The organism is Vibrio sp. Vb0304, from assembly GCF_033338995.1.
Lineage (GTDB): Bacteria > Pseudomonadota > Gammaproteobacteria > Enterobacterales > Vibrionaceae > Vibrio > Vibrio alginolyticus.
Window position 1 is genome coordinate 15,320 of the sequence record NZ_JAWOTT010000024.1, and the last position, 24,913, is coordinate 40,232.

15 protein-coding genes and 1 other annotated feature are annotated in these 24,913 nt (G+C 46.0%); of the genes, 7 read left to right on the plus strand and 8 right to left on the minus strand.

The window, feature by feature from the left end:
• Nucleotides 1-2,460, minus strand: a complete 2,460-nt coding sequence (thrA, locus tag R7P35_RS20160) for a bifunctional aspartate kinase/homoserine dehydrogenase I (RefSeq protein ID WP_017821509.1) — start codon at nt 2,458-2,460, stop codon at nt 1-3.
• A 53-nt stretch (nt 2,461-2,513) separates the two neighbouring features.
• Nucleotides 2,514-2,633 (minus strand) — a sequence feature (Thr leader region).
• Nucleotides 2,569-2,646 carry a thr operon leader peptide gene (gene thrL, locus R7P35_RS20165; protein WP_074192076.1) on the minus strand — a complete coding sequence of 26 codons (78 nt, stop codon included), beginning with the start codon at nt 2,644-2,646 and terminating at the stop codon, nt 2,569-2,571. It overlaps the preceding feature by 65 nt.
• Nucleotides 2,647-3,069: 423 nt before the next feature.
• Between thrL and R7P35_RS20170 the strand changes: the two genes are divergently transcribed.
• The gene (locus tag R7P35_RS20170) at nt 3,070-3,540 is read left to right on the plus strand and encodes a hypothetical protein (RefSeq protein ID WP_017821468.1); all 471 of its coding nucleotides are present in this window, start codon (nt 3,070-3,072) and stop codon (nt 3,538-3,540) included.
• On the opposite strand, the gene R7P35_RS20175 is transcribed toward R7P35_RS20170, so the two are convergent.
• Together R7P35_RS20175 and R7P35_RS20180 are read right to left on the minus strand one after the other, a co-directional pair.
• Complete coding sequence (locus R7P35_RS20175; RefSeq protein ID WP_005381822.1) at nt 3,537-4,019, minus strand: putative 4-hydroxy-4-methyl-2-oxoglutarate aldolase; 483 nt, start codon at nt 4,017-4,019, stop codon at nt 3,537-3,539. The genes R7P35_RS20170 and R7P35_RS20175 overlap by 4 nt on opposite strands.
• 64 nt (nt 4,020-4,083) lie before the next feature.
• A complete protein-coding gene (locus R7P35_RS20180; RefSeq protein WP_005381823.1) occupies nt 4,084-4,491 on the minus strand; it encodes a DUF3293 domain-containing protein in 408 nt (135 codons plus the stop codon).
• 361 nt (nt 4,492-4,852) lie between these two features.
• Between R7P35_RS20180 and arcA the strand changes: the two genes are divergently transcribed.
• Nucleotides 4,853-5,569, plus strand: coding sequence for a two-component system response regulator ArcA (gene arcA / locus R7P35_RS20185; protein WP_005381824.1), 717 nt, complete (start codon nt 4,853-4,855; stop codon nt 5,567-5,569).
• 85 nt (nt 5,570-5,654) lie between these two features.
• On the opposite strand, the gene R7P35_RS20190 is transcribed toward arcA, so the two are convergent.
• From R7P35_RS20190 to R7P35_RS20205, 4 genes are all read right to left on the minus strand, one after another.
• Nucleotides 5,655-6,104 (minus strand): hypothetical protein, encoded by a 450-nt coding sequence (locus tag R7P35_RS20190; protein ID WP_005381825.1) that lies wholly within the window; start codon nt 6,102-6,104, stop codon nt 5,655-5,657.
• A gap of 1 nt (nt 6,105) precedes the next feature.
• Nucleotides 6,106-8,460, minus strand: a complete 2,355-nt coding sequence (arcB, locus tag R7P35_RS20195) for an aerobic respiration two-component sensor histidine kinase ArcB (protein ID WP_005381826.1) — start codon at nt 8,458-8,460, stop codon at nt 6,106-6,108.
• Between the two features lie 237 nt (nt 8,461-8,697).
• Nucleotides 8,698-10,443, minus strand: coding sequence for a GGDEF domain-containing protein (locus R7P35_RS20200; RefSeq protein ID WP_025768422.1), 1,746 nt, complete (start codon nt 10,441-10,443; stop codon nt 8,698-8,700).
• Nucleotides 10,444-10,478: 35 nt separating this feature from the next.
• Nucleotides 10,479-11,438 (minus strand): TIGR01212 family radical SAM protein, encoded by a 960-nt coding sequence (locus R7P35_RS20205; protein ID WP_017633631.1) that lies wholly within the window; start codon nt 11,436-11,438, stop codon nt 10,479-10,481.
• Between the two features lie 551 nt (nt 11,439-11,989).
• Here R7P35_RS20205 and gltB (R7P35_RS20210) point away from each other — a divergent pair.
• The 5 genes from gltB (R7P35_RS20210) to R7P35_RS20230 all read left to right on the plus strand — a co-directional run bounded on the left by gltB (R7P35_RS20210) (nt 11,990) and on the right by R7P35_RS20230 (nt 24,874).
• Nucleotides 11,990-16,540, plus strand: a complete 4,551-nt coding sequence (gene gltB, locus R7P35_RS20210) for a glutamate synthase large subunit (RefSeq protein ID WP_275593451.1) — start codon at nt 11,990-11,992, stop codon at nt 16,538-16,540.
• Nucleotides 16,540-18,009: a glutamate synthase subunit beta gene (locus R7P35_RS20215; protein ID WP_213904802.1), complete on the plus strand. Its 1,470-nt coding sequence runs from the start codon at nt 16,540-16,542 to the stop codon at nt 18,007-18,009. The genes gltB (R7P35_RS20210) and R7P35_RS20215 overlap by 1 nt, the downstream gene beginning before the upstream one ends.
• A 448-nt stretch (nt 18,010-18,457) precedes the next feature.
• Nucleotides 18,458-22,921: a glutamate synthase large subunit gene (gene gltB / locus R7P35_RS20220; RefSeq protein WP_213904801.1), complete on the plus strand. Its 4,464-nt coding sequence runs from the start codon at nt 18,458-18,460 to the stop codon at nt 22,919-22,921.
• Nucleotides 22,922-22,941: 20 nt separating this feature from the next.
• Nucleotides 22,942-24,354, plus strand: a complete 1,413-nt coding sequence (locus tag R7P35_RS20225; protein WP_005381833.1) for an FAD-dependent oxidoreductase — start codon at nt 22,942-22,944, stop codon at nt 24,352-24,354.
• A gap of 91 nt (nt 24,355-24,445) precedes the next feature.
• Nucleotides 24,446-24,874: a DUF1499 domain-containing protein gene (locus tag R7P35_RS20230; RefSeq protein WP_025768418.1), complete on the plus strand. Its 429-nt coding sequence runs from the start codon at nt 24,446-24,448 to the stop codon at nt 24,872-24,874.
• The last annotated feature ends 39 nt before the right edge of the window (nt 24,875-24,913 follow it).

The following is a 24,913-nucleotide window of genomic DNA, read 5'->3' on the forward strand; positions in this document are numbered from 1 at the left end:
TTATACCCCTAGTTTCCAACCTAAAGTACGCATCACGTCAGAAAATACACCCGCAGCCGTTACTTCGGTGCCTGCACCATAGCCACGTAACACTAGTGGGATTGGCTGATAGTAACGGCTGTAAAATGCCAGTGCGTTTTCACCGTCCTTGATTTTATACATTGGATCGTTTTCATCCACCGCAGCGATGCTTACTGTGCACTTGCCCTCATTAATCTCACCAACGTAGCGCAGTACTTTGCCTTCTTCCGCTGCCTTTGCAGATAATTCTTTAAAGTAGGCGTCTGCTTCAGGTAAACGCGCCATAAATTCATCAACGCTACCAGAATCATCAAAACCTGGTGGCAGTGCTTGATCAACCACAACGTCTTCTAGTTCTAGAGACATGCCTGCTTCACGAGCTAGGATCAGAAGCTTACGCGCGACATCCATACCAGAAAGGTCATCACGAGGATCCGGTTCAGTAAAACCATTTTCTTTTGCGATATTAGTTGCTTCACTTAGGCTCATACCTTCATCTAACTTACCGAAGATGTATGACAGAGAGCCAGAAAGAATACCGCTGAAGCGCTCTAGCTCATCACCCGCTGAGATTAGGTTTTGCAGGTTTTCGATTACCGGTAGACCCGCCCCCACAGTTGTTTCGTACATCAGCTTGCGACGAGAGCTGCGCGCAACATCGCGAAGCTGATGGTAGTATGCCATGCTTGCTGTATTTGCTTTTTTATTTGGTGTAACGACATGGAAACCAGCAGCTAGGAAATCAGCGTATTGATTCGCAATATCTTCACTTGATGTACAGTCAACCAATACTGGGTTGATGATGTGGTTACGTTGAACCAAAGAAATCAAACGCGCTAGGCTGAACTCTTCTGTCGCTGCCGACATACGATCACGCCAATGATCGAGTGGCAGACCTTCACTATCAAGCAGAAGACCTTTGCTGTTTGCCAAGCCACACACGCGAATAACGATGCCTTTTTCCGCAAGCTTCGCCTGTTGACGCTCGATCTGATCCACCAGCTCACCACCAACGCCACCAATACCAACCACGAATACGTCTAAGAAGTGCTTAGAGTTGAATAGGTTTTCGTGACACGCTTTGATCGCTTCAGAGATTTTATCTTCAGGAATCACGGCTGAGATAGCACGCTCAGATGAGCCCTGTGCGATGGCTACAATGTTTACGTTCACTTCAGCAAGAGATGAGAAGAAGCGAGATGCAACACCGCGCGATGTACGCATGCCGTCACCAACCAACGTTATGATTGAAACATTATCAATAAACTCGACCGGCTCTAATAAGCTATCTTTCAGTTCCAACTCAAACGCATCGGCCAGTACTTGTTGCGCTTTTGCTTTATCTTCTGCCTCAATACAGAAGCTAATGCTGTACTCAGAAGAAGACTGAGTAATAAGAACAATAGACACACCAGCGGAAGACATTGCGCCAAATACGCGGCTTGCCATGCCAACCATACCCTTCATACCTGGGCCGGAGACGTTAACCATAGTTAGGTCGTTTAGCGTCGTGATACCTTTGATCGCCAGATTGTCTTCACCAGTGTCTTGCCCAATCAAAGTTCCTGCACCTTGTGGGTTAAAGCTGTTTTTGATCAGACATGGGATGTGGAACTGTGCGATTGGGGCGATGGTTTTCGGGTGCAGAACGGAAGCACCGAAGTAAGAAAGCTCCATCGCTTCTTGATAGCTAAGAGATTTAAGTAGGCGAGCATCTTCGACTAAGCGAGGGTCACAGTTGTACACACCATCTACGTCTGTCCAGATCTCACAGCAATCTGCGCGCAGACACGCCGCAAGAACCGCCGCCGAATAATCAGAGCCATTGCGACCAAGTGTTACCAATTCACCTTTCTCGTTACCTGCGGTAAAGCCAGGCATGATGTTCACATGACCTTGAGGAAGAGGATTCTGGCGGAAGTTCTGAGTCGAAACTTCAACATCGACCATGGCTTCAAGGTGATCACCTTTTGCGTATAGGTATTCAACTGGGTCGATAAGATGTGCAGGCTGGCCTTTGGCTTCTAACACCGCTTTCATCAATTGAATCGAAACGCGTTCGCCTTTGCTAATAATACGTGCATTAACATTGTTTGGGCACATGCCAAGAAGATTGATGCCATGAACGAATTGGCGTAATTGAGAGAGAGAAGTTTTCACTTGGTTATCGAAAGCTGAACCATCGATATTGGGTAGTACTGCTTGGACTTGAGTGAAGAGCGTTTTAAACGACTCCTCCAACTCTTTGATTTGTAGTTCTGCTTCACCATTGCGCAATGCGCCTTCAATGACCGCAACCAATTTGTTTGTTGTTTTACCAGGAGCGGAAAGAACAACCGCCACTTCTTCTTGTTGAGCGTTATTGGCAATAATGTCTGCCGCTCTCAAAAAGCGATCTGCATCAGCTAGTGATGATCCGCCAAACTTCAATACTCGCATCCCTTCCTCCGGTATATCTTCTTAAATTTGTCTAAATTCTGGATAAAAAAGCATAAAAAAAGGCCTGTATCTTGTTGGATACAGGCCTTTTTTGTGAATTTCTTTCGCTCAGCAGCCTGCCCCAACATGTGTCGTGTCGGTAATAATAATGGTCGTGGTCATTACTACTAGGCTGTTAGATGGCATAAATAAATATTCAACGTTAATTGTGTTTGCTTAACTCTACGTTTACCGAGTTTCTGATACATAGTCAACAAAAAATTGTTTGTTTTTCCATCTTTCAGAGAATTCTGCTAAGCAATGTCATTGATATTTATAGTTAATTACACATTATTGATCATTTAAAAATCTACAGTTAGTTTTTGTAAAGGACTTAACCATCATCACCAGTTCGGTTTTTTATCTAATAACTAGTCTGATCTTTGCCATAAAGCGTACGATCAAATAATTCGAGAGGGTTGTGACACATAACAACAACTTAACTGTGACTTATGTTCATAGGATCGAATTATTTAGAAAATAGGTGAGCTAGCTTTCATATTCTATGCTTTAATAGTGAGAAGCTTTGGGCGCATACTAATAAAAAAGTTGACACAAGGAGTGGTGAACATGAAAAGAGGGCTTTTTCTGTTGCTGTTTTTTGTGCCTGGTGTTTGTCTAGCAAACGAGCTTCCGCCGCTTCCAGGTAAAATATCCCCTTCTCCTCATAAACTATTCATTTCCAGCGACAGTTATCAGTCTGACAGTTTTGATGTTTGGAATATCGATACGGGTTACGCTTACGAACTTTTTGATTCGGTAGACGTTTATGTCGGTGCGCGAGTCAATAACTCTCCTACCAAAAATCAAAGTGGTTTTTTGAGTGGGATCAGCTATCACTTTAATGATCGTGTCACGCTGAAAAGTACAGTTCGCTCTTACAAGAATGAAACAGCGGAAGGTATTCGCCAAGACGACAGTAGCCTCGCGGCTGAAGTATCAAGTCGCGTAAAAATTACCGATAAACTGGATCTTCACGCGACTCTTGATTACCAAGATTGGCAACAAGGCTTTGAGGTTGGTTTAGGCTTTCGTTTTTAGAAGTCCAGCTTTTGCTTAGAAATCAACACACCGTTCCAGTCCGCGTAAACGTAGTGCTTAGGTTGAACGATTTGGTTTTGCATCGTTAAGGTTACGTTTACCTCTCCTATCCCGCGTTTCTCTGTTTTAAACGGGTTAGTTCCAAGAGCTTGAACGCCAATGTCCATTTGAGATATTTGTGCTACGTCGCGTATTGCACCATAGACAATGATACCTTCCCACCCATTTTCTATTCCGAGTATCGCTAATTGATCGCCGAGTAATGCTCTCTGACACGATCCATGTCCGTCAACAATCAATACTTTACCCGTTCCATCTTCGCCCAGTACTTCACGCACTTTCGAGTTATCGTGATAGCAGCGCACCGTAACGATTTCACCGTAAAAAGCGCTACGTTGACCAAAGTTCTGCAATGGTAAAGTAAGCAAGCTCACTTGGTCTTCAAATTGGTCACAAATATCGGGTGTAATGTCTCTCATATTTCCTCCGTGAATTTTCTCACCCAAGCGGTGCTTCAGTGAGCAGTATCCTTTTCTATACCTTCTATACGAGCCGAGGTTTAATGGAGCCTAACGTATGAAAAACTTTCGGCTGCGAGCACGCAATAAGATAAAGTTGGTCATTAATGACGTAATAAATCGCGTTTTGTTGAAAGTCACTCGCCAATTCAACGGCTACCTCTGGCGACAACTCGACGGCAAAGCTTTCCTCATACCATGTAAAAGCGCTATCACCTACCGTGACAGGCGCGTAATTAACGTGCTGTAGCTGTTTTTCTAACGCGTGATTGTTTATGCTGTTCTCTTCTTTGGACCTCAAGTTACTGTATGGGTTCCAAGCGGTTATCACAGCATAGTTTGAAACACGCCACTCGGCTTCGAATCTGAAAAAAGATTCTGAATAAGCATTCCATAACGATGCGTCTATGTTCTTATTACTTTTTTCTATCATAAGTCTTAAACGATTAATAACAGTTACATTTCATCAATTGATATAAATCAACAAACTGAATGGAATTAACATTTGAGCATTGTTAGCATGCTGTTAACAATATAAAATCCGCTCAATATCTTAGGGTGTTTACGTTTCAGGCCCCACTGAAAGCAGGAAATGAAAGGTAAACAAGCCCTTTAGAATAAACGTCGCCATTGGATACTGGTGAGTTGGCAAAATTCCATGGAGGGCGGATAACTGAAAGAAGTGTTTTTTTGATCAACTTGATTTATTATCAAAATCACATTACCTGTATGTTATATTTTTGCCTAGAATTTATTCTATTAGCACAATTTTGTCACAAATTTAGGTACCGCCAATGCAAACCCCGCAGATTCTTATCGTTGAAGATGAGCAAGTAACTCGTAACACTCTTAAGAGTATTTTTGAAGCAGAGGGATACGCTGTTTTTGAAGCCAGTGACGGTGAAGAGATGCACCAAGTGTTGTCTGATAACTCAGTCAACTTGGTTATTATGGACATTAATCTTCCAGGCAAGAATGGCCTTCTACTAGCGCGTGAATTACGCGAGCAAGCGAACATTGCTTTAATGTTCCTGACAGGCCGTGACAATGAAGTAGACAAGATCCTAGGTCTTGAGATTGGTGCAGATGACTACATCACTAAACCATTCAACCCACGTGAACTAACTATTCGTGCACGTAACCTACTTAGTCGCTCAATGAGCTCTAACGCGGTGCAAGAAGAGAAGCGCTCGGTAGAAAAGTATGAATTCAACGGTTGGGTACTAGACATCAACAGCCGCTCTCTAGTAAGCCCTGCTGGTGATAGCTACAAGCTACCTCGCTCTGAGTTCCGCGCATTACTGCACTTCTGTGAGAACCCGGGTAAGATTCAAACTCGTGCAGATCTTCTTAAGAAGATGACTGGTCGTGAACTTAAGCCACACGACCGTACTGTAGACGTAACGATTCGTCGTATCCGTAAGCACTTTGAGTCTGTTTCAGGTACGCCAGAAATCATCGCCACTATCCACGGCGAAGGTTACCGCTTCTGTGGCGATCTAGAAGACTAGATTTAACCGCTAATATGCAAAGGGCTTGCTCATTGAGCAAGCCCTTTTTGTTTTAGGTCTAACGACTAATGCAACATCATTGCGGTTAATAAACCTTGTTAATCTTCACGTACTTTTCGACTAACCAACGCTGTTTACCCGCATCGTCTAGAAGCACTGCGATATCAACCGATTTTTCTGTGTTCACATCAATGTGAGACGAGAACGCCACCTCCCATCGGCTTTCACTGTGCGTTCGAGTATCTAAAGACGCACTGTCCACCAACCACTCTTTTTGCCCCTGTTTAATAATAAGAGCTTCTGCCGTTAGATTTGCAGGAAGTAACTGATCTCCTTCGAGGTAAAGTGCACCTTGAATACTTTGCTCTTCCACGTCCCCAATATTCGGCATGAGGTTCACCCATAAATTACTTTTGAGCTCAACATTAACCTCATTAATCGTAATCTGACTGTTTTGTTGCCAATTCACATTTGGAACGGAACTACAGCCTGCCATCAATGCCATGGCTAATGCCAATGGTGCGATTCTTTTCATGTTATTTCCTTTGTTCCAACCAACTTTTGAGGACTTGAATATCGTTTTGGTATTCATTTTTGATCTCTTCAACCCAGTCTGAAATGTTTTCCCACCATGCTGGCATATCGGGCGATTGCGCTTTTTGCGCCACACTTTGGATACGTTTCAGGCCAATTGAACCTGCAGCACCTTTGATTTTATGCGCTTCAGAAACAATCCCATCTTGATCTTTCGCTGTCATGTTCGAATCTAAGACATCGATATAGTCTGGCATCATATCTTCAAACATTTTTATGCTGTCGTAGACAGGTTTTGCACCAACAATGTCGACGTAAGACTCTAACATATCCATATCGAGCAAATGTGTCTCAATCACAGGAGAAGGCACTGGCTCTTCCACTGTTTCGGGACCGCTCACCACTTCCTTAGGTTGTTCTAACTGGTGAGCGAAGAATTTATCAATCACTGACTGAATAGCATTCACTGCCAGCGGCTTACTGATCGCATCATCCATGCCGTTATCTAAGTATTCACGACGATCTTTCATTACATTAGCAGTTAAGGCGACCAATGGAGGAAGATTGTTATAATGCTTGCGGTAATAATTGGCGACATCAAAGCCCGTCATATCAGGCAGTTGGATATCCAACAACGCTAAGTCGTATTTTTCTGGCACAAAGTTCACTAACGCTTCTTGGCCCGTCATTGCCACGGTGACAGAGTGCCCTAGGCTCTCTAGTAACGATTTAGCCACAGTTACGTTAAGCTCGATGTCTTCGACCATAAATATGTTGAGGCGCACATTGTCGCGTTTCGCATCAATGACTGGCTCAGCTAGTTCAACAATCGGAACGTGGATCGATACAGTAAAAGTGCTACCAAAGCCTTCCTCACTGGTAACCGTAATGTCACCATCCATCATATTGATCAGTTGCTTAGATACCGCCAAACCAATACCTGTACCGACCGCATGCAGGTTGTCCTTGCCTGATTTCACTTGGTAGTACATCGCAAAGATCTTATCTAGCTCTTCGTCTGGGATACCAATACCTGTGTCTTCCACTTCCATAATAATGGTCGCAAAATCGTCTTCGACATCCGCGCTCACTGTCATCACAACGCCACCTTCCTTGGTGAACTTCATTGCGTTGCTGACCAAGTTCCAAATCACCTGACGTAGACGGGTTGCATCCACTTCAATTGCTTTTGGCAAGTCGCTTAAACGTTCTAAGTCAAAGCGTAACCCTTTTTGTTCCGCCATCAGAGCTGAGATACTCTCAATCTCTGCGACGAAGTCTTCGAAGTTAAGTGGCGCAGGTAATAGTTCTAACTTACGGCGATCAAATTTATCCATATCGATAATATCGTTGAAGATGTTACCTAGAGTAATCGCACTCACATTGATGGTCTGCATGTGTTTACGCTGCTCTTCTGTCAACGGACTATCTAGAAGCATACGACTTAAGCCTACAATGCCATTCAGCGGCGTTCGCAGCTCATGACTGATGGTTGAGATGAAGGTAGTTTTGTCGCGGCTTGCTTTCTCTAACGACTCTTCATGGCGCTTACGTTCAGTGATATCACGACCGAACCCAACGAGACCAAGGTGGCGGCCATCTTTGCTGTAAAATGGCACTTTACGCAGCTCAAAGTAATGCTTGCGACCATCTGGGTATTCGAGCCATTGCTCGTAAGTAATTGCTTGATTATCGGCAAAAACCTTTTGGTCAGTATCAACGATATGCTCGGCGATTTCTTTGCTATACACATCCCAAGGGCTTAATCCGACTAACTGGTGCTCTTTCTTGCCCGTTAGCTCTTCCATCGCGCGGTTACAGCCAGAGAAAACACCATCCGCATTGCGGTAGTAAATTAAGTCTGGTGAGGCATCAATAAATGAACGCAGTAATGCGGTACGTTCTGCCAACTCTAATTGAGTACGTTCGCGTTGGAACACCTCATTTTCGAGGTCTTGCATCGCCTCTTCACGTGCTTCTTCCGCTTTAATACGCTCTTCAATTTCTTGGTTAAGCTTTTCAATGTTTTGTTGAAGTTGGTAATTCAGCTCTTGATCTCGCGAACGCATGTCCTTCAGTTTGGACACCAGCTTAGTTAAACGCTGGCGAGACTCTTCTAGTTGATCGACAACCACAGAGAGGAAGTAAACCGCCCAAGGGGTGATCAATAGACCAAAAAACACCGAACGGACAATGTCGATATCATCTACTCGCCCTTTGAGAGCTAAAGTAATCCCTACCTGCACCACAACAGCTAATGCCACCAGCGCAAGGGCTAGCAAAATAGAGAAGCGAACAATCCCCAGTTTGACTAGCAAGTCGACATAATACTGGGCGAGATTTTTCATGGGTTTCATTAACTACTCCATGGTGGTGGCTAGATAGCGCCATTCGATGATGAAAAACAGGTAAATGCACTCGACCTAACGCAATTTAGGTCTGTTTGATTAGTGAAAAACACACGGTGCGATCTGCGCTTGTGACACGAGATAGAAAGATAAACCAACGAGCGCACAGGCTTCTGTAAGTTTAACGTGTTTAATACGGTGATTTAAACAATCAGCTATCAACTTAGAGCAAGCGGTCACAAAGCGTTAGCAAGAACTGGGGTGGATACAGGTGCGATTACGTCCATCAGCTTTAGCTTGGTATAACGCACTGTCAGCCATAGCGATGCCCATTTCGGGTTCATCACCATGCTGAGGAATGTAAGAGACCAGACCGATACTGACGGTAAGGCGTTCAGATGCTTCTGAACTGTCGTGTTCCATATCAAGCTGTAGAATTTTCTCATGAATACGCTGCGCTACGTTGCGCGCACCTTCCGTGGTGGTATTCGGCAATATAAAACCAAACTCCTCGCCACCATAACGCGCAACACAATCCGAAGAACGATTGATGACTTGTGTAAACACGGTAGCGACACTGACTAACGCTTCATCACCTTGTTGGTGACCGTAACAGTCGTTGTAATCTTTGAAAAAGTCGATGTCACATAACATGATGGTGAGCGGCAGCTTTTCTCGAGCGTGGTGGTACCACAATACCTGCAGCTGTTCGTCAAAACGGCGTCGGTTCGATACTTGAGTTAAGCTATCCATAAAGCTCAATTTTTCTAACTCTAGGTTGGCTTTTTCCAACTTTTGTTCTGCAAGATAACGCTCAGAAATATCACGCGCCATGATCAGCACACCATTCGTTCCTGATGCTTTATCTTTAAAAGGCGATTTCACCACATCAAACCACGTACTTTTACCATCACTACTCACGACTTTATCTATGTATCGAACTGGCTCTAACTGGCGTAATGCTTCTAAGTCACTGTCTGCTAAGCGCGCGTACATCTCTTTAGGAATCACGTCTTGGAGGCGCTTACCTATCAAATCAGAAATTTTTGAAATGCCTAACGCCTTAACAAAAGGCTGATTACACGCTTGATAGACCATGTTCTCATTGAAAATACCAATAGAGTCCGGACTGGCATCCAGAATCGTTTGTAAGATAGTATCTCTTTGCGCTAGCGCCACCTCTGTATCTTTGCGACGCTCCATTTCATCTCGCAGATTCTGTTGCATCTTGTGCCATTCAGTCACGTCATGACTAATAGACAGCGTACCGATAAGCTCACCACTCGGCGAAACAAGAGAGTTTTGATTGACTTCCAATAAGCAACTTCGACCTTGTGGATCCGTTGTCCATTTACGTTCGCTTTTTCTGGTCATCTCACCCAAGGCCTTGGATGCGCAAGCTTCTTCCCTTCGCCCTTGCCAGAATTGATCAAATGCTCGATTGGTCGTTAATAGATTGCCTTGGCGGTCTTGGGTACAAATCAGCTCTGAAAGTGAGTCTAATGCCGAACGTGCGATGATTAATTGGGCAAGTTCTTGTTGCTGCTCTTGGTGAGTGGCTTGATATGGCTGAGCATAAAGAATCCAAACTCGATGATTGCGCAATAAACTCTTTCTGCCTGACAGCTCCACTTTAATAGATTCACTATCAGATAGTCGCCAGTCAAAAGCCTGCTGACGAAAATGACGACTAGAGAAGCGCTCGAGAAACTGCTCAAGCTCATGAATATCGAATAAAGCAGGATACAAATACCCCGTTCCCAAAGAGCGAATGCCTAATAACTGCATCGCAGCCTGGTTAGATAGCAAGAGCTGAGCATGGCTAGTGTCCACCACTATGACTGGATAGGGAGAATCCGTTACTAGTTGCTTAAGTGATGTCTGAAAGTGCAAATAGATCAGTGCTAACGCGCACACGCCTGCGATTAACAACAAGACGACATAGCCATAACCGCCTTGACCACCCCAAAGCCAATTGAGTAACTGATCCATCGTTTAAACCTTCAAAGAACACTGGTTAAAATATATCAGTTATTTATTGAGCGATCTGCTATTAATTCCGGTTTAGTATAGATAAAGGTATTCCCCGTAAGACTCCCTTGAGCACCATGAGCACTGAGATCTCGACCAATTTCCGTCATCGCTAGCCAACGGTTTTCACACCACAGAGGCGATAATAACGTGGGCCTCCTAGCTGCTGATGAAACGCGATGATAAATCACATCTGGTGGTGTCATACGAATCATTTCACTGGCGATCGCAACATATTCTTCTAATTCAGGGGCTTCTAGCTTTCCAGCACGCCAAGCTTTCGCCATGGTGCTACCTTCGACAATATGCAAGCCATGTAACTTGATGCCATCCGTTCCCACGGCTAACACTTTTTGCAGCGTTTCAATATTTTCGGCGCGGGTTTCTTTGGGTAAACCCACAATTAAGTGAGTACAAACCTTGATTCCGAGTGTTCGCGCACGCTTAGTGATTTCGGCATAACACTCAAAGTCATGACCACGATTGATACGTTTTAGGGTGTCATTGTTGGCGGTTTGAAGACCTAGTTCTAGCCAAATTTCATAACCTTGCTGTACATAGCCCGACAGTAAATCCAATACCGCATCAGGGACGCAATCAGGACGCGTCCCCACACAAAGACCAACCATGTCTGCAGCCTTTAGTGCTTCCTCATACATGTTTTTGAGAACTTGTACTTCTGCATAGGTACTGGTGTAGGCCTGAAAATAAGCGAGATACTTCTTCGCTCTGTGAATTTCACCTGCGCGATCTTTTAACTGTTCGTGAATGCTTTTTATCTGGACTTCTTCATCTGCAAACGAAGCCACATTGCAAAATGTACATCCTCCCCGCCCAATCGTGCCATCGCGGTTAGGGCAACTAAATCCACCGTGCAATGTTAACTTATGAACCTTTTCACCGTATCGACGCTGAAGATCTTGGCCGATTGTATTGACCAACTCATGTAACTGCATAAATTCTCACCAACAATAAATCGTAATCAATCTCACTACGATCTGTGTAAATAAATTACATCCCTGCAAGAAAAAACACACAATATTAATCAATTCAAACACCCATCATGCGGGTCAAAATCAATAAACTTGCATAATTAAAGACAAAAAACGTTCATGTTGCGTAAATGTTAAACTAAAAATGCATAATTAAACGAAAAAATTGGGTCACAACGCCGACTTTTTCATTGCATTCTGAAGTGACAAAATTGTAGGATACTTACACAACCCCGTTATTTTTGTGACTTTTATTACAAAGCACACTGCGGGATTTGTCGGTGTTATCCCACTCCTACCTATATAAATCACTAGATAGTGATAATAAATAAAGGGATACCACTAAGGATTGTTTTTCTCGCAAAACTTTTCCTGCGAGATACGGAAAGGAATCAAGACCGGTCAACCTAGATCGGTGGCGATAATAAATATAAAGGACAAGACGTAATCAATAGTCTAGGTAGTATTTTCTGCCCGGTACTTTTGCGTCGACATTGAACTGGAAGGATGTATCTATGGTAGATAGAGAGCAAAATCCACAGGGTCTGTACACTCCGGAACTGGAGCATGACGCTTGTGGTATCGGTTTTGTTGCTCACCTTAAAAACCGTAAATCTCATGAAGTAGTGACTCAAGCATTGGATATGCTGGCTCGCATGGAACACCGTGGTGGTCAAGGTTGTGACCCATGCAGCGGTGACGGTGCGGGTATCTTGCTACAAAAACCTCATGAATTCCTATTAGAAGAAGCCGTTAAGCTAGGCATTAAACTGCCTTCGTTTGAAAAGTATGGTGTTGGTGTCGTTCTTTTCCCGAAAGACGAATACAAACGCGAGCAATGCCGTGACATTCTAGAACGTAATGCACAACGTCTAGACCTTGAAGTTATCGGCTACCGCGTATTGCCAACCGATAACTCAATGATCGGTGCAGACCCACTAAGCACAGAACCTCAGTTTGAGCATGTGTTTATCTCTGGTGGCCCTGGCATCACACCTGAAGAGCTAGAGCGCAAACTGTACGTACTTCGTAACTACACTGTACGTGTTTGCCTAGAAAGCGTTTCGAACATTGGTGACGACTTCTACATTAACTCAATGTCTTACAAGACATTGGTGTACAAAGGTCAGTTAACGACCGAGCAAGTACCTCAGTACTTCCTTGATCTGCAAAACCCGACCATGGTGACTGCACTAGCACTGGTACACTCTCGCTTCTCTACCAATACCTTCCCGAAATGGCGTCTTGCACAGCCTTTCCGTTACATTGCCCACAACGGTGAAATCAATACAGTTCGCGGTAACTTGAACTGGATGAAAGCCCGTGAAGCAATTCTAGAATCAGACCTGTTTACTCAGGCTGAAATCGACATGCTTCTTCCAATCTGTCAGGAAGGCAGCTCAGATTCATCTAACTTTGACATGGCACTTGAGCTCCTAGTTCTGTCTGGTCGCAGCCTGCCACACGCATTGATGATGATGATCCCGGAAGCATGGCAAGAAAACAAAAACATGGATCCTAAACGTCGCGCGTTCTATCAGTACCACGCGAACATCATGGAACCATGGGATGGTCCTGCTTCAGTATGTTTTACTGATGGTGTTCAAGTTGGTGCGACACTAGACCGTAACGGTTTGCGCCCTTCTCGCTACACAGTGACCAAAGATAACTTCCTAGTGATGGCATCTGAATCTGGTGTTGTGGATATAGAACCAGAGAACGTTGAGTTCCGTGGTCGCCTACAACCGGGTCGTATCTTCGTTGCAGACCTAGAGCAAGGTCGCATCATCTCCGATGAAGAAGTGAAAGACACCATCGCAACAGCACAGCCTTACGAGAAATGGGTAGAAGAAAACCTACTGAGCTTGAAGAAGCTGCCAGATGCGAGCAACCAGTTCAGCCAACCTAAGCCAGAACACCTTCTACACCGCCAACAAGCGTTTGGCGTAAGCACTGAAGAAGTGAACGAAATCATCGTTCCAATGGCGAATGATGCGAAAGAGCCATTATCAGCAATGGGTGCCGACTGGCCTCTTGCGGTTCTATCTCATCAATCTCAGCATCTTTCAAACTACTTCAAGCAGCTGTTTGCACAGGTAACTAACCCACCGATCGACCCGATCCGTGAGCGTATGGTTATGTCGCTGAACACTTACTTGGGTAAAGACCAAAACCTTCTGACTGAAACACCACTTCACTGTCAGAAAGTAGAATTGGAATCACCTGTTCTAGCCAACTCAGAGCTTGAAAAGCTGCGTGCGATCGATAACGAGCACCTACAAGCGAAGACGCTGGATATCGTGTTCCAAGCCAATGAAGATCAAGGCAAGCTTGAGCGTGCACTAAAACGTATCTGCCAATACGCAGAAGACGCGGTTATCGATGGTTACTCAATCATCCTACTCACTGACCGTGCAGTGAATTCAAACCACGCGGCGATCCCAGCAATGCTGGCAGTTGGTGCGGTACACCACCACTTGATCCGTAAAGGTCTACGTGCGAAGTGTGACATCGTGGTTGAAACTGGTGACGCGCGTGAAACGCACCACTTTGCAACGCTACTTGGTTACGGTGCGAATGCGGTTAACCCTTACCTAGTGATTGAAACCATCATTGAACTTCAACGTACGAAGAAGTTGGATCCAGAAGCGAACCCTCGTGATCTGTTCAACAACTACCGTAAAGCGATCAATGGCGGTCTTCTGAAGATCTTCTCGAAGATGGGTATCTCAACGCTACAGTCGTACCATGGTGCGCAAATCTTCGAAGCCTTGGGCATCCATAAATCCGTGGTAGACAAATACTTCACAGGTACAGTTTCTCGTATCCAAGGTCTAACCCTTGATGATATCGCCAAAGAAGTGCTGATCCGTCACCGCATCGGTTACCCACAACGCGAAATCCCAATTCAAATGCTGGATGTTGGTGGTGTTTACCAATGGAAACAGCGTGGTGAGAAGCACCTATTCAACCCAGAAACCATTTCTCTACTGCAAGAGTCTACGCGCAACAAGAACTACGATCAGTTCAAGCAATACGCGACTGCAGTAGATAAGCAAGGTGACAACGCGGTAACTCTGCGTAGCCAACTTGAGTTCATTAAAAACCCAGCAGGCTCTATCTCTATCGATGAAGTCGAGCCAATTGAAAGCATCGTGAAACGCTTCGCGACAGGTGCAATGTCATTCGGTTCTATTTCTTACGAAGCACACTCCACACTGGCAGTTGCGATGAACCGTCTTGGCGCGAAATCGAACTCTGGTGAAGGTGGTGAAGACCCAATGCGTTTCGAGCGCAAAGAGAACGGCGATTGGGAACGCTCTGCAATCAAGCAGGTGGCTTCAGGTCGTTTCGGCGTAACCTCTTACTACCTAACTAACGCTGAAGAGCTACAAATCAAAATGGCTCAAGGTGCGAAGCCAGGTGAAGGTGGTCAGCTACCAGGCGATAAAGTAGATGACTGGATCGGTGCAACGCGTCACTCGACTCCGGGCGTTGGCCTTATCTCTCCACCACCACACCACGATATCTACTCAATCGAAGATTTGGCTCAGCTTATCTACGACTTGAAGAACGCGAACCGCGCAGGCCGTGTAAACGTGAAGCTGGTATCAGAAGCAGGCGTAGGTACGATCGCTTCTGGTGTCGCGAAAGCGAAAGCGGACGTTGTACTAATCGCAGGTTTCGACGGCGGTACAGGTGCATCACCAATGTCTTCAATCCGCCATACAGGTCTTCCTTGGGAACTTGGCTTGGCAGAAACGCACCAAACGCTACTGAAGAACGGTCTACGTAACCGTATCGTGGTTCAAGCGGATGGTCAGATGAAGACACCTCGCGACCTTGCAGTGGCAACACTACTTGGTGCTGAAGAATGGGGCGTAGCAACCGCAGCATTAGTGGTTGAAGGTTGTATCATGATGCGTAAGTGTCATAAGAACACTTGTCCTGTTGGTATCGCGACTCAGAACAAGACGCTTCGCGAGCGCTTTGATGGTCGCGTTGAAGACGTCGTAACCTTCTTCCAATACATGGCACAAGGTCTACGTGAAATCATGGCTGAACTTGGCTTCCGCACTATCGATGAAATGGTCGGTCAAGGTCAGAAGCTGAAGATTCGCCAAGACATTTCTCACTGGAAATACAAGAACCTAGATCTGTCTCCTGTTCTCCACGTTGAGCAACCACGTGAAGCTGATGGTGTATTCAACCAAGCTCAACAGAACCACAACCTAGAAGAAGTGCTAGACCGTAAGCTGATTCAAGCAGCGATTCCTGCACTAGAGAAAGGCGAAGCGGTGAATGCCGAGTTCCCTATCGTCAACACGGACCGCTCTGCAGGTACCATGTTGTCGAACGAAATCTCGAAAGTGTACAAAGATGCGGGTCTACCTCAGCCAATGAACGTGAAGTTCAAAGGTTCTGCGGGTCAGTCATTCGGTGCATTCCTAGCTAAGGGCGTGAAGTTCGAAGTGGAAGGCGACGCGAACGACTACTGGGGTAAAGGCTTATCTGGCGGTACCTTAGTACTTTACCCAGATGCAAAATCAAGTATTGTCGCGGAAGACAACATCGTGGTTGGTAACGTGTGTTTCTACGGTGCAACCTCGGGTGAGTCTTTCATTCGCGGTATGGCTGGTGAACGTTTCTGTGTTCGTAACTCAGGCGCGAAAGTAGTAGTAGAAGGCGTCGGTGACCACGGTTGTGAATACATGACGGGCGGTGCAGCAATTATCCTAGGTTCAACAGGTCGTAACTTTGCCGCAGGTATGAGTGGCGGCGTGGCATACGTATGGGATAAATCAGGTGACTTTGAGTCGAAACTGAACCCAGAGTTAGTAGACCTAGATCCAATCGAGCAAGAAGACAGAGATCTATTACTCGACATGCTAACTAAGCATGTTCAATTCACAGGAAGTGAAGTCGCTCAGTCTTTCCTAGACAACTTTGAAGCAAGCCTAGCCTCTATGGTTAAGGTAATGCCGCGTGACTACAAAGCGGTTCTTCAAAAGCGTAAAGCTGAAGCACAGTCTCAAGGAAACGAAACTCAAGTGGAGGCCGTATAATGGGTAAGCCTACTGGATTTTTAGAGCATGGTCGTGAACTACCACAGAAGATCGACCCAGCTGAACGCATCAAGAACAACAAAGAGTTCGTTCTGAACGAGGAGTTTGGTGACAAGATCAATACTCAGGCTTCTCGTTGTATGGATTGTGGTGTGCCGTTTTGTCATAACGGCTGCCCTATCGGTAACATCATCCCAGAGTTTAACGATGCGGTTTATCGTGATAGCTGGGAAGAAGCTTGGAACATTCTAAGCTCAACCAATAACTTCCCAGAGTTCACTGGTCGTGTTTGCCCTGCTCCGTGTGAAAGTGCTTGTGTACTTGGCATCAACCAAGATCCAATCACTATCTGTAATATCGAGAAAACCATCGTAGAAACGGCGTATCGTGAAGGGTACGCCAAACCAAAAACACCACGCTCTCGCACTGGCAAAACCGTTGCGATCATTGGTTCAGGTCCTGCTGGCCTTGCGGCAGCAGAGCAGCTAAACAGCGCTGGTCATACTGTGACGGTATTCGAGCGAGACGAGAAAGTGGGCGGTCTGCTACGTTTTGGTATCCCAGACTTTAAACTGAGCATGGAAGTCATTGATCGCAAGATCAATCTAATGGCAGAAGCTGGCATTGAGTTTAAAGTAAACCAACACGTCGGTGTTGATGTAAATGCTCAACAATTGCGTCAAGAGTTCGATGTGGTTCTACTAACCGGTGGCTCAACCGTTCCTCGTGATTTGCCCGTTCCGGGTCGTGAACTAAAAGGCGTTCACTTCGCAATGGAATTCCTAGGTCAAAACAACCGCCGTGCAAATAACATGGACCTGAAAACGGAAGAGATTCACGCAAAAGGTAAACATGTGGTTGTCATTGGTGGTGGTGATACCGGTTCAGACTGTGTAGGTACGTCAAACCGTCACGGCGCAGCAAGCGTAACTCAAGTGGAAATCATGCCGACTCCACCAGAGAAGCGCCCAGCCAATATGCCTTGGCCTCAATACCCAATGATCCTACGTACTTCGACCTCTCATGAAGAAGGTGTTGATCGTCACTGGAACATCTTAACCAAAGAGTTCATCGGCAATGACAAAGGTGAAGTTACCGGTCTTCGTCTAGCTGATATCGTTTGGCAAGATGCAAAACCTGGCGAGCGTCCAAGCTTCAAAGAAGTAGAAGGCAGCGAGCGTGTGATTCCATGTGATATGGCATTTCTAGCGATGGGCTTCCTACACCCTGAACCAACAGGCGTACTTGCTCAACTGGATATCGCACTAGACGATCGCGGTAACGTAGCAACTCAAGATTTTGCTACTAACCAAGAAGGCGTATTTGCTGCTGGTGATATGCGAACAGGCCAATCTTTGGTGGTTCGTTGTATCAATGAAGGCCGCGAATGTGCCCGTGCTATCGATGATTACCTAATGGGTGGCACAAACCTAGAAGCAAAAGCAGATTCACTGATGCTTTCTGCTTAACGAAGCAGTCATGCTTCTCTCTTTCAATTGCCTAATAGCCATCAGCAATATCGATGGCTATCGGTGAAGAAAGAAAACAATTCCTTCCAATCTTTCTATTTTGGCCAGCATTTTATGCTGGTCTTTTTTATCTCCCACAGAATCAAATGTTACTTTTTTGTAACAATTGATTTTCTATCTATTTGAAATCATTAAACTATTTTAGCTTATTAAATGGTAAATCGTATATTCACGTGATGATCCACTAATAACTTGACCTTTTTTACAATAAGCTATAGCTTGTGAAGTTGATGAAAATAAAACACTCAAAAAATGTTAAATATTTCACAACTTTTACTGAATAATTATACATAAAGCTATAAAGATGACGCATAGTTAGTCATCGATATCAACGTAAGCAGTGTTGATATATCTGTCGGGATGACGGATAAGCAAAGGGAGAATTGCAATGGCTCTTTATGATCCAAGTCTTGAGAAAGACAACTGTGGATTTGGCTTGATCGCGCATATGGAAGGCGAACAAAGCCACAAGCTGGTACGTACAGCAATTTCTGCACTTGACCGCATGACTCACCGTGGTGGTATCGCCGCCGATGGTAAAACTGGTGATGGTTGTGGTCTTCTATTACAAAAGCCCGATTCCTATTTACGTCTTATTGCCGAAGAAAATGGTTTCAACCTTGGCAAGCAATACGCCGTAGGGATGATTTTCTTCAACCAAGATCCAGTCAAAGCTCAACTCGCTAAAGACATCGTCAACAAAGAACTGGCGCAAGAGACGCTAACTGTGGCTGGTTGGCGTGAAGTACCAACTAATTCAGAAGTACTCGGTCCAATTGCGGCCAACTCGCTTCCAAATATTCAGCAAGTCTTTGTCTCTGCACCGGCAGGTTGGCGCGAACGCGACATTGAGCGTCGCCTCTACATCGCACGCCGTCGCATCGAGAAACAAATCACCGAAGATCCGGATTTCTACATCTGTAGCTTGTCGACTCAAGTTTTGGTGTACAAAGGCCTATGCATGCCTGCGGACTTACCGCGCTTTTATCTTGATCTTGCCGATCTACGTATGGAATCTGCTATCTGTCTGTTCCACCAGCGTTTTTCTACCAACACTCAACCGCGTTGGCCATTAGCTCAACCGTTCCGCTACCTTGCTCATAATGGTGAGATCAATACCATTGAAGGTAACCGACAATGGGCACGCGCTCGTGCTTACAAGTTCTCGTCACCACTGCTGCCTGACCTACAAACTGCAGCACCGTTTGTGAACGAGACAGGCTCAGACTCGTCTAGCTTAGATAATATGCTAGATCTCTTTTTAGCTGGCGGCATGGATATCTTCCGTGCCATGCGTATGCTCGTACCGCCAGCATGGCAAAACCACCCGGATATGGATCCGGATTTGCGTGCGTTTTACGATTTCAACTCCAAACACATGGAACCATGGGATGGCCCAGCAGGTATCGTACTGTCCGATGGTCGTTATGCTGCTTGTAACCTAGACCGAAACGGTCTACGTCCTGCGCGTTATGTAATTACCAAAGACAAGCTGATCACTCTGGCATCTGAGGTAGGGATTTGGAATTACGCCCCAGATGAAGTTGCCAAAAAAGGTCGTGTAGGTCCGGGGGAATTGCTCGTCATCGACACTCGTAAAGGTAAGCTTTGGCAGTCTAGCGAGATCGATAATGACCTGAAATCTCGTCACCCTTATCGCGAATGGATGGAGAACAACGTTCGCAAACTAACACCGTTCTCTCAGCTACCTGAAGATCAAGTAGGTGAGCGCAGCTTTGATGAAGACTTGCTTAAGACTTATCAAAAGCAGTTTGCCATGAGCAATGAAGAAGTCGATCAAGTATTGCGTGTCCTCGGTGATATGGGGCAAGAAGCCGTCGGTTCGATGGGTGATGACACCCCGATGGCGGTTCTTTCTTCGAAAGAGCGCTTGGTGACTGATTACTTCCGTCAGAAGTTCGCGCAGGTCACCAACCCACCAATCGATCCGCTGCGTGAGAAACACGTCATGTCGCTAGCGACCAGCATCGGCCAGGAGATGAACGTCTTCTGTGAAACCGATGGCCACGCGCATCGTGTAACCTTTGATTCTCCAGTACTGCTCTATTCAGACATGCAGCAATTACTAGAGCTGAGTGACGATCATTACCGTAATACCATTCTCGATATCAACTACGATCCACAACAAAAAGATCTTAAACAAGCCATTGATGATCTGTGTGAGCAAGCAGAGCAAGTCGTTCGTGAAGGCACGGTTTTAGTGGTTCTTTCGGACAGAGCCTTGGTCAAAGGTAAGTTACCAATTCCGGCAGCAATGGCAGTCGGCGCCGTTCAAACTCGTCTGATTGACGCGAACTTACGTTGCGATGCCAACATTGTTGTCGAAACCGCAACAGCCCGTGATCCACACCAATTTGCCGTCTTGCTTGGTTTTGGTGCCACTGCGGTTTACCCATACCTTGCTTATGAAGCGTTAGGTAAACTGATTGATGATAAAGCACTAGAGAAAGACTACCGCGATGTGATGCAAAACTACCAATACGGCATCAACAAAGGCCTGTACAAGATCATGTCGAAAATGGGGATCTCAACTATCGCCTCTTACCGCTGCTCACAACTATTTGAAGCAGTTGGCTTGAGCCAAGATGTGGTCGTTCTGTGTTTTAAAGGCGTCACAACTCGAATTGAAGGCGCGAATTTTGACGACTTCCAGCAAGATCTTACAAACTTATCTCGTAAAGCATGGGCGAAACGCAAATCGATTGATCATGGCGGCTTGTTAAAGTACGTCCATGGAGGTGAGTATCATGCTTACAACCCGGATGTTGTCGGCACGCTGCAACAGGCCGTTAAATCTGGCGAAAGTAACGACTATCAGAGCTTTGCTAAGCAGGTAAACCAACGCCCTGTTGCCATGCTGCGTGACTTAATGTCGCTGAAAAAATCAGACTCACCGCTGCCACTTGAGCAAATAGAACCACGCACTGAACTGTTCAAACGCTTTGACTCAGCGGCAATGTCCATTGGCGCACTTAGCCCAGAAGCGCATGAAGCACTTGCAACGGCGATGAACCGTCTTGGTGGTTACTCTAACTCGGGTGAAGGCGGTGAAGATCCTCGCCGTTTCGGTACTGAGCGTAACTCACGTATCAAACAGATTGCTTCTGGCCGATTTGGTGTAACGCCGCATTACCTGACTAATGCGGATGTACTGCAAATCAAGGTGGCACAAGGTGCGAAACCGGGTGAAGGTGGACAGCTACCAGGACACAAAGTCACCGCAGAAATCGCAAAACTGCGTTATTCGGTACAAGGCGTGACTCTGATCTCCCCTCCTCCGCATCACGATATCTATTCGATTGAAGATTTGGCCCAGCTGATCTTCGACCTTAAACAAGTCAACCCGAATGCGCTGGTTTCGGTAAAACTCGTCTCCGAGCCAGGTGTCGGCACCATCGCAACGGGTGTAGCCAAGGCTTACGCTGATCTTATTACCATTTCGGGTTACGACGGTGGTACCGCAGCAAGCCCATTAACTTCGGTAAAATACGCTGGTAGCCCTTGGGAGTTGGGGTTGGCAGAGACACAACAAGCTCTGGTTGCTAATGGTCTGCGTCATAAGATCCGCCTACAGGTAGACGGTGGTCTAAAGACTGGTTTAGACGTAGTTAAAGCCGCAATTTTAGGTGCAGAAAGCTTCGGTTTTGGTACTGCGCCAATGGTCGCTATGGGTTGTAAGTTCCTACGAATTTGTCACCTCAACAACTGTGCAACTGGGGTTGCGACTCAAGACGAGACACTGCGTAAAGAATACTTCAAAGGTCTACCAGAAATGGTGATGAATTACTTCATCGGCCTGGCAGACGAAGTGCGCGGATTACTCGCCGAACTTGGCGTTGAAAAGCTGACGGACTTGATTGGTCGTACCGATTTACTTGAGGCAGTAGAGGGATTTACAGCGAAACAGACCAAGCTGGATCTATCCAATATTCTAGAAGCTCCAGTATCACCTGAGGGCCATCCGCTATTTTGGACAGAGCCAAACAAACCGTTTGATAAAGCTGAGCTCAACCAAAAGATCGTTGATGATGCCATGCATGCGGTCGAAAACAGTCAATCGGCAAGTTTCTTCTACAATGTCATCAACACTGATCGTTCTGTTGGTGCACGCTTATCTGGCGAAATAGCAAAACGCTATGGCAACCAAGGGTTGGCGGCTTCCCCTATCAAAATCTATCTTGACGGCACCGCAGGCCAGTCCTTTGGTGTTTGGAACGCAGGTGGTGTAGAGCTTTACCTCACGGGCGATGCGAACGACTACGTGGGCAAAGGCATGGCGGGTGGTAAAGTGGTTATCAAACCTCACCTTGGCACTGCATTTAAGTGTAATGAAGCAACCATCATTGGTAACACCTGTCTGTACGGCGCGACCGGCGGTAAACTATTTGCAGCCGGTAAAGCAGGTGAGCGTTTCGGCGTACGAAACTCAGGTACGATAGCCGTCATTGAAGGTGCTGGCGATAACGCTTGTGAGTACATGACTGGCGGTATTGTTGCCATTCTTGGTGCGACAGGTGTGAACTTTGGCGCGGGTATGACTGGAGGCTTTGCCTATGTTCTGGATGAGAACCAAAGCTTTGAAGGTCGAGTTAATACTGAGTCTGTCGAAGCCATCTCATTGTCCGATCTTTACATCCACCAAGAACATTTGCGTGGCCTAATTGCGGAACACCTTGAAGAAACAGGGTCGAGTCATGCTGAAAATATTTTGGCGAACTTTGATGAATGGATTCCAAAGTTCTATTTGGTGAAACCACAAGCGGCAGATCTTCGCACGCTACTTGGTCACCAGAGCCGCAGTGCCGCAGAGCTGCGTGTTCAAGCACAGTAATCATGGAGGATGTTTGAATCATGAGCCAGAACGTTTATCAATTTATCGATGTGCAGCGTGTAGATCCTGCGAAAAAGCCTATCAAAGTTCGTAAGATCGAGTTCGTTGAAATCTATGAACCGTTCACTAAACAACAGGCGACTGCACAAGCGGATCGCTGCTTAGATTGTGGCAACCCATATTGTGAATGGAAATGCCCAGTCCACAACTACATCCCTCAATGGTTAAAACTTGCCAATGAAGGTCGTATTCTTGAAGCGGTTGAACTATCGCATCAAACCAACAGCCTACCGGAAGTATGTGGGCGCGTTTGTCCTCAAGACCGCCTATGTGAAGGTTCATGCACGCTTAATGATGACTTTGGTGCCGTCACCATCGGTAACATAGAAAAGTACATTACCGACAAAGCGTTTGAAATGGGCTGGAAGCCAGATATGTCCAAGGTGGAGTGGACCGATAAAAAGGTCGCAATCATTGGAGCAGGCCCAGCTGGCTTGGCTGCCGCGGATATCCTAGTGCGCAATGGCGTTAAGCCAGTCGTGTTTGACCGCTACCCTGAAATTGGAGGCCTTCTGACCTTCGGTATTCCTTCCTTCAAGCTTGAAAAAGGCGTGATGGAAAACCGCCGCCGTGTGTTCACTGAAATGGGCGTCGAGTTCCGCATGAACATGGAAGTAGGCAAAGATGTCCAAATGCAAGAGCTACTTGATGAATACGATGCTGTTTTCTTGGGCGTTGGCACCTATAAATACATGCGTGCTGGTCTAGATAATGAAGATGCGCCGGGTGTGTATGACGCGCTGCCATTTTTAGTTTCGAACACCTACAAAGTCATGGATCTTGAGAGTAACCAACCCTTTATCGATATGGCAGGAAAGAAAGTCGTCGTACTGGGTGGTGGTGATACAGCAATGGACTGCGTTCGTACCTCAATTCGCCAAGGTGCCTCCAACGTAGTTTGTGCTTATCGTCGTGATGAGGCCAACATGCCAGGCTCTCGTCGCGAGGTAAAAAACGCAAAGGAAGAAGGCGTGAAGTTCATGTTCAACCTTCAGCCTTTGGGAGTGGAAGTGGATGCGTCAGGCAAAGTCTCGGGGGTCAAAGTGGTGAAAACCGCACTTGGTGAACCTGATGAAGCGGGTCGCCGACGTCCAGAACCCGTTGAAGGCAGCGAGCACGTTCTACCAGCAGACGTTGTTATCATGGCGTTTGGTTTCCAGCCGCACAAAATGGACTGGTTAGCACCGTTTGATGTCGATTTGGATCAATGGGGTCGTATCAAAGCCCCAGCGAAGCAAGAGTTCCAGTTCCAGACCAGCAACGAAAAGATCTTCGCGGGTGGCGATGCGGTACGAGGTTCTGATCTTGTCGTAACCGCAATTGATGAAGGACGAAAAGCGGCAGAAGGCATTCTCGATTACCTCGAAGTTTAATCTCAGCTAACCTCACAAAAAGGGTCCTGTTATTGGATCCTTTTTCTTTTGTATCCATATAATTAGAAACAAAATTATAAGAGTAAATACAATGAAAAAAGCCGCTCTCCTTTCCATTACTTTGCTCGGCTTAACCGCTTGTAGCCAAGGAGTCACAACCATGACGGATCGTTCTCAATCACCTTGTGGTGACAAACCAAACTGCGTCTCCACCCAAGACACGCGAGAAAAATACAACCTAACGCCATTCATCTTAGTGGATTCAGCGAACATCGACGCTATTGAGCAAGTTGCGCTTGAACTGCCAGGCGCGAAAACCGCGGTGAAAGAAAGCAACTACCTTCGTATCGAGTGCACATCTAAAATCATGCGCTTCGTGGATGACCTCGAACTAAAAATAGCAGGAGACCAACTGATTGTGCGCTCGGAATCTCGTGTGGGCTACTCTGACTTTGGCGTAAACAGAAAGCGCGCCGATCAATTACGAGAAAAGCTCACTCAAGCGAAGCTCATCAAATAGAAAACTGCCAACGGGGAGTGCTATACTCTCGGCCAACTA

Coding starts and splice junctions, on each gene's coding strand:
- thrA (WP_017821509.1), bottom strand. CDS start 2,460: ATGCGAGTATTGAAGTTTGGCGGATCATCACTAGCTGATGCAGATCGC.
- thrL (WP_074192076.1), bottom strand. CDS start 2,646: ATGCCATCTAACAGCCTAGTAGTAATGACCACGACCATTATTATTACC.
- R7P35_RS20170 (WP_017821468.1), top strand. CDS start 3,070: ATGAAAAGAGGGCTTTTTCTGTTGCTGTTTTTTGTGCCTGGTGTTTGT.
- R7P35_RS20175 (WP_005381822.1), bottom strand. CDS start 4,019: ATGAGAGACATTACACCCGATATTTGTGACCAATTTGAAGACCAAGTG.
- R7P35_RS20180 (WP_005381823.1), bottom strand. CDS start 4,491: ATGATAGAAAAAAGTAATAAGAACATAGACGCATCGTTATGGAATGCT.
- arcA (WP_005381824.1), top strand. CDS start 4,853: ATGCAAACCCCGCAGATTCTTATCGTTGAAGATGAGCAAGTAACTCGT.
- R7P35_RS20190 (WP_005381825.1), bottom strand. CDS start 6,104: ATGAAAAGAATCGCACCATTGGCATTAGCCATGGCATTGATGGCAGGC.
- arcB (WP_005381826.1), bottom strand. CDS start 8,460: ATGAAACCCATGAAAAATCTCGCCCAGTATTATGTCGACTTGCTAGTC.
- R7P35_RS20200 (WP_025768422.1), bottom strand. CDS start 10,443: ATGGATCAGTTACTCAATTGGCTTTGGGGTGGTCAAGGCGGTTATGGC.
- R7P35_RS20205 (WP_017633631.1), bottom strand. CDS start 11,438: ATGCAGTTACATGAGTTGGTCAATACAATCGGCCAAGATCTTCAGCGT.
- gltB (WP_275593451.1), top strand. CDS start 11,990: ATGGTAGATAGAGAGCAAAATCCACAGGGTCTGTACACTCCGGAACTG.
- R7P35_RS20215 (WP_213904802.1), top strand. CDS start 16,540: ATGGGTAAGCCTACTGGATTTTTAGAGCATGGTCGTGAACTACCACAG.
- gltB (WP_213904801.1), top strand. CDS start 18,458: ATGGCTCTTTATGATCCAAGTCTTGAGAAAGACAACTGTGGATTTGGC.
- R7P35_RS20225 (WP_005381833.1), top strand. CDS start 22,942: ATGAGCCAGAACGTTTATCAATTTATCGATGTGCAGCGTGTAGATCCT.
- R7P35_RS20230 (WP_025768418.1), top strand. CDS start 24,446: ATGAAAAAAGCCGCTCTCCTTTCCATTACTTTGCTCGGCTTAACCGCT.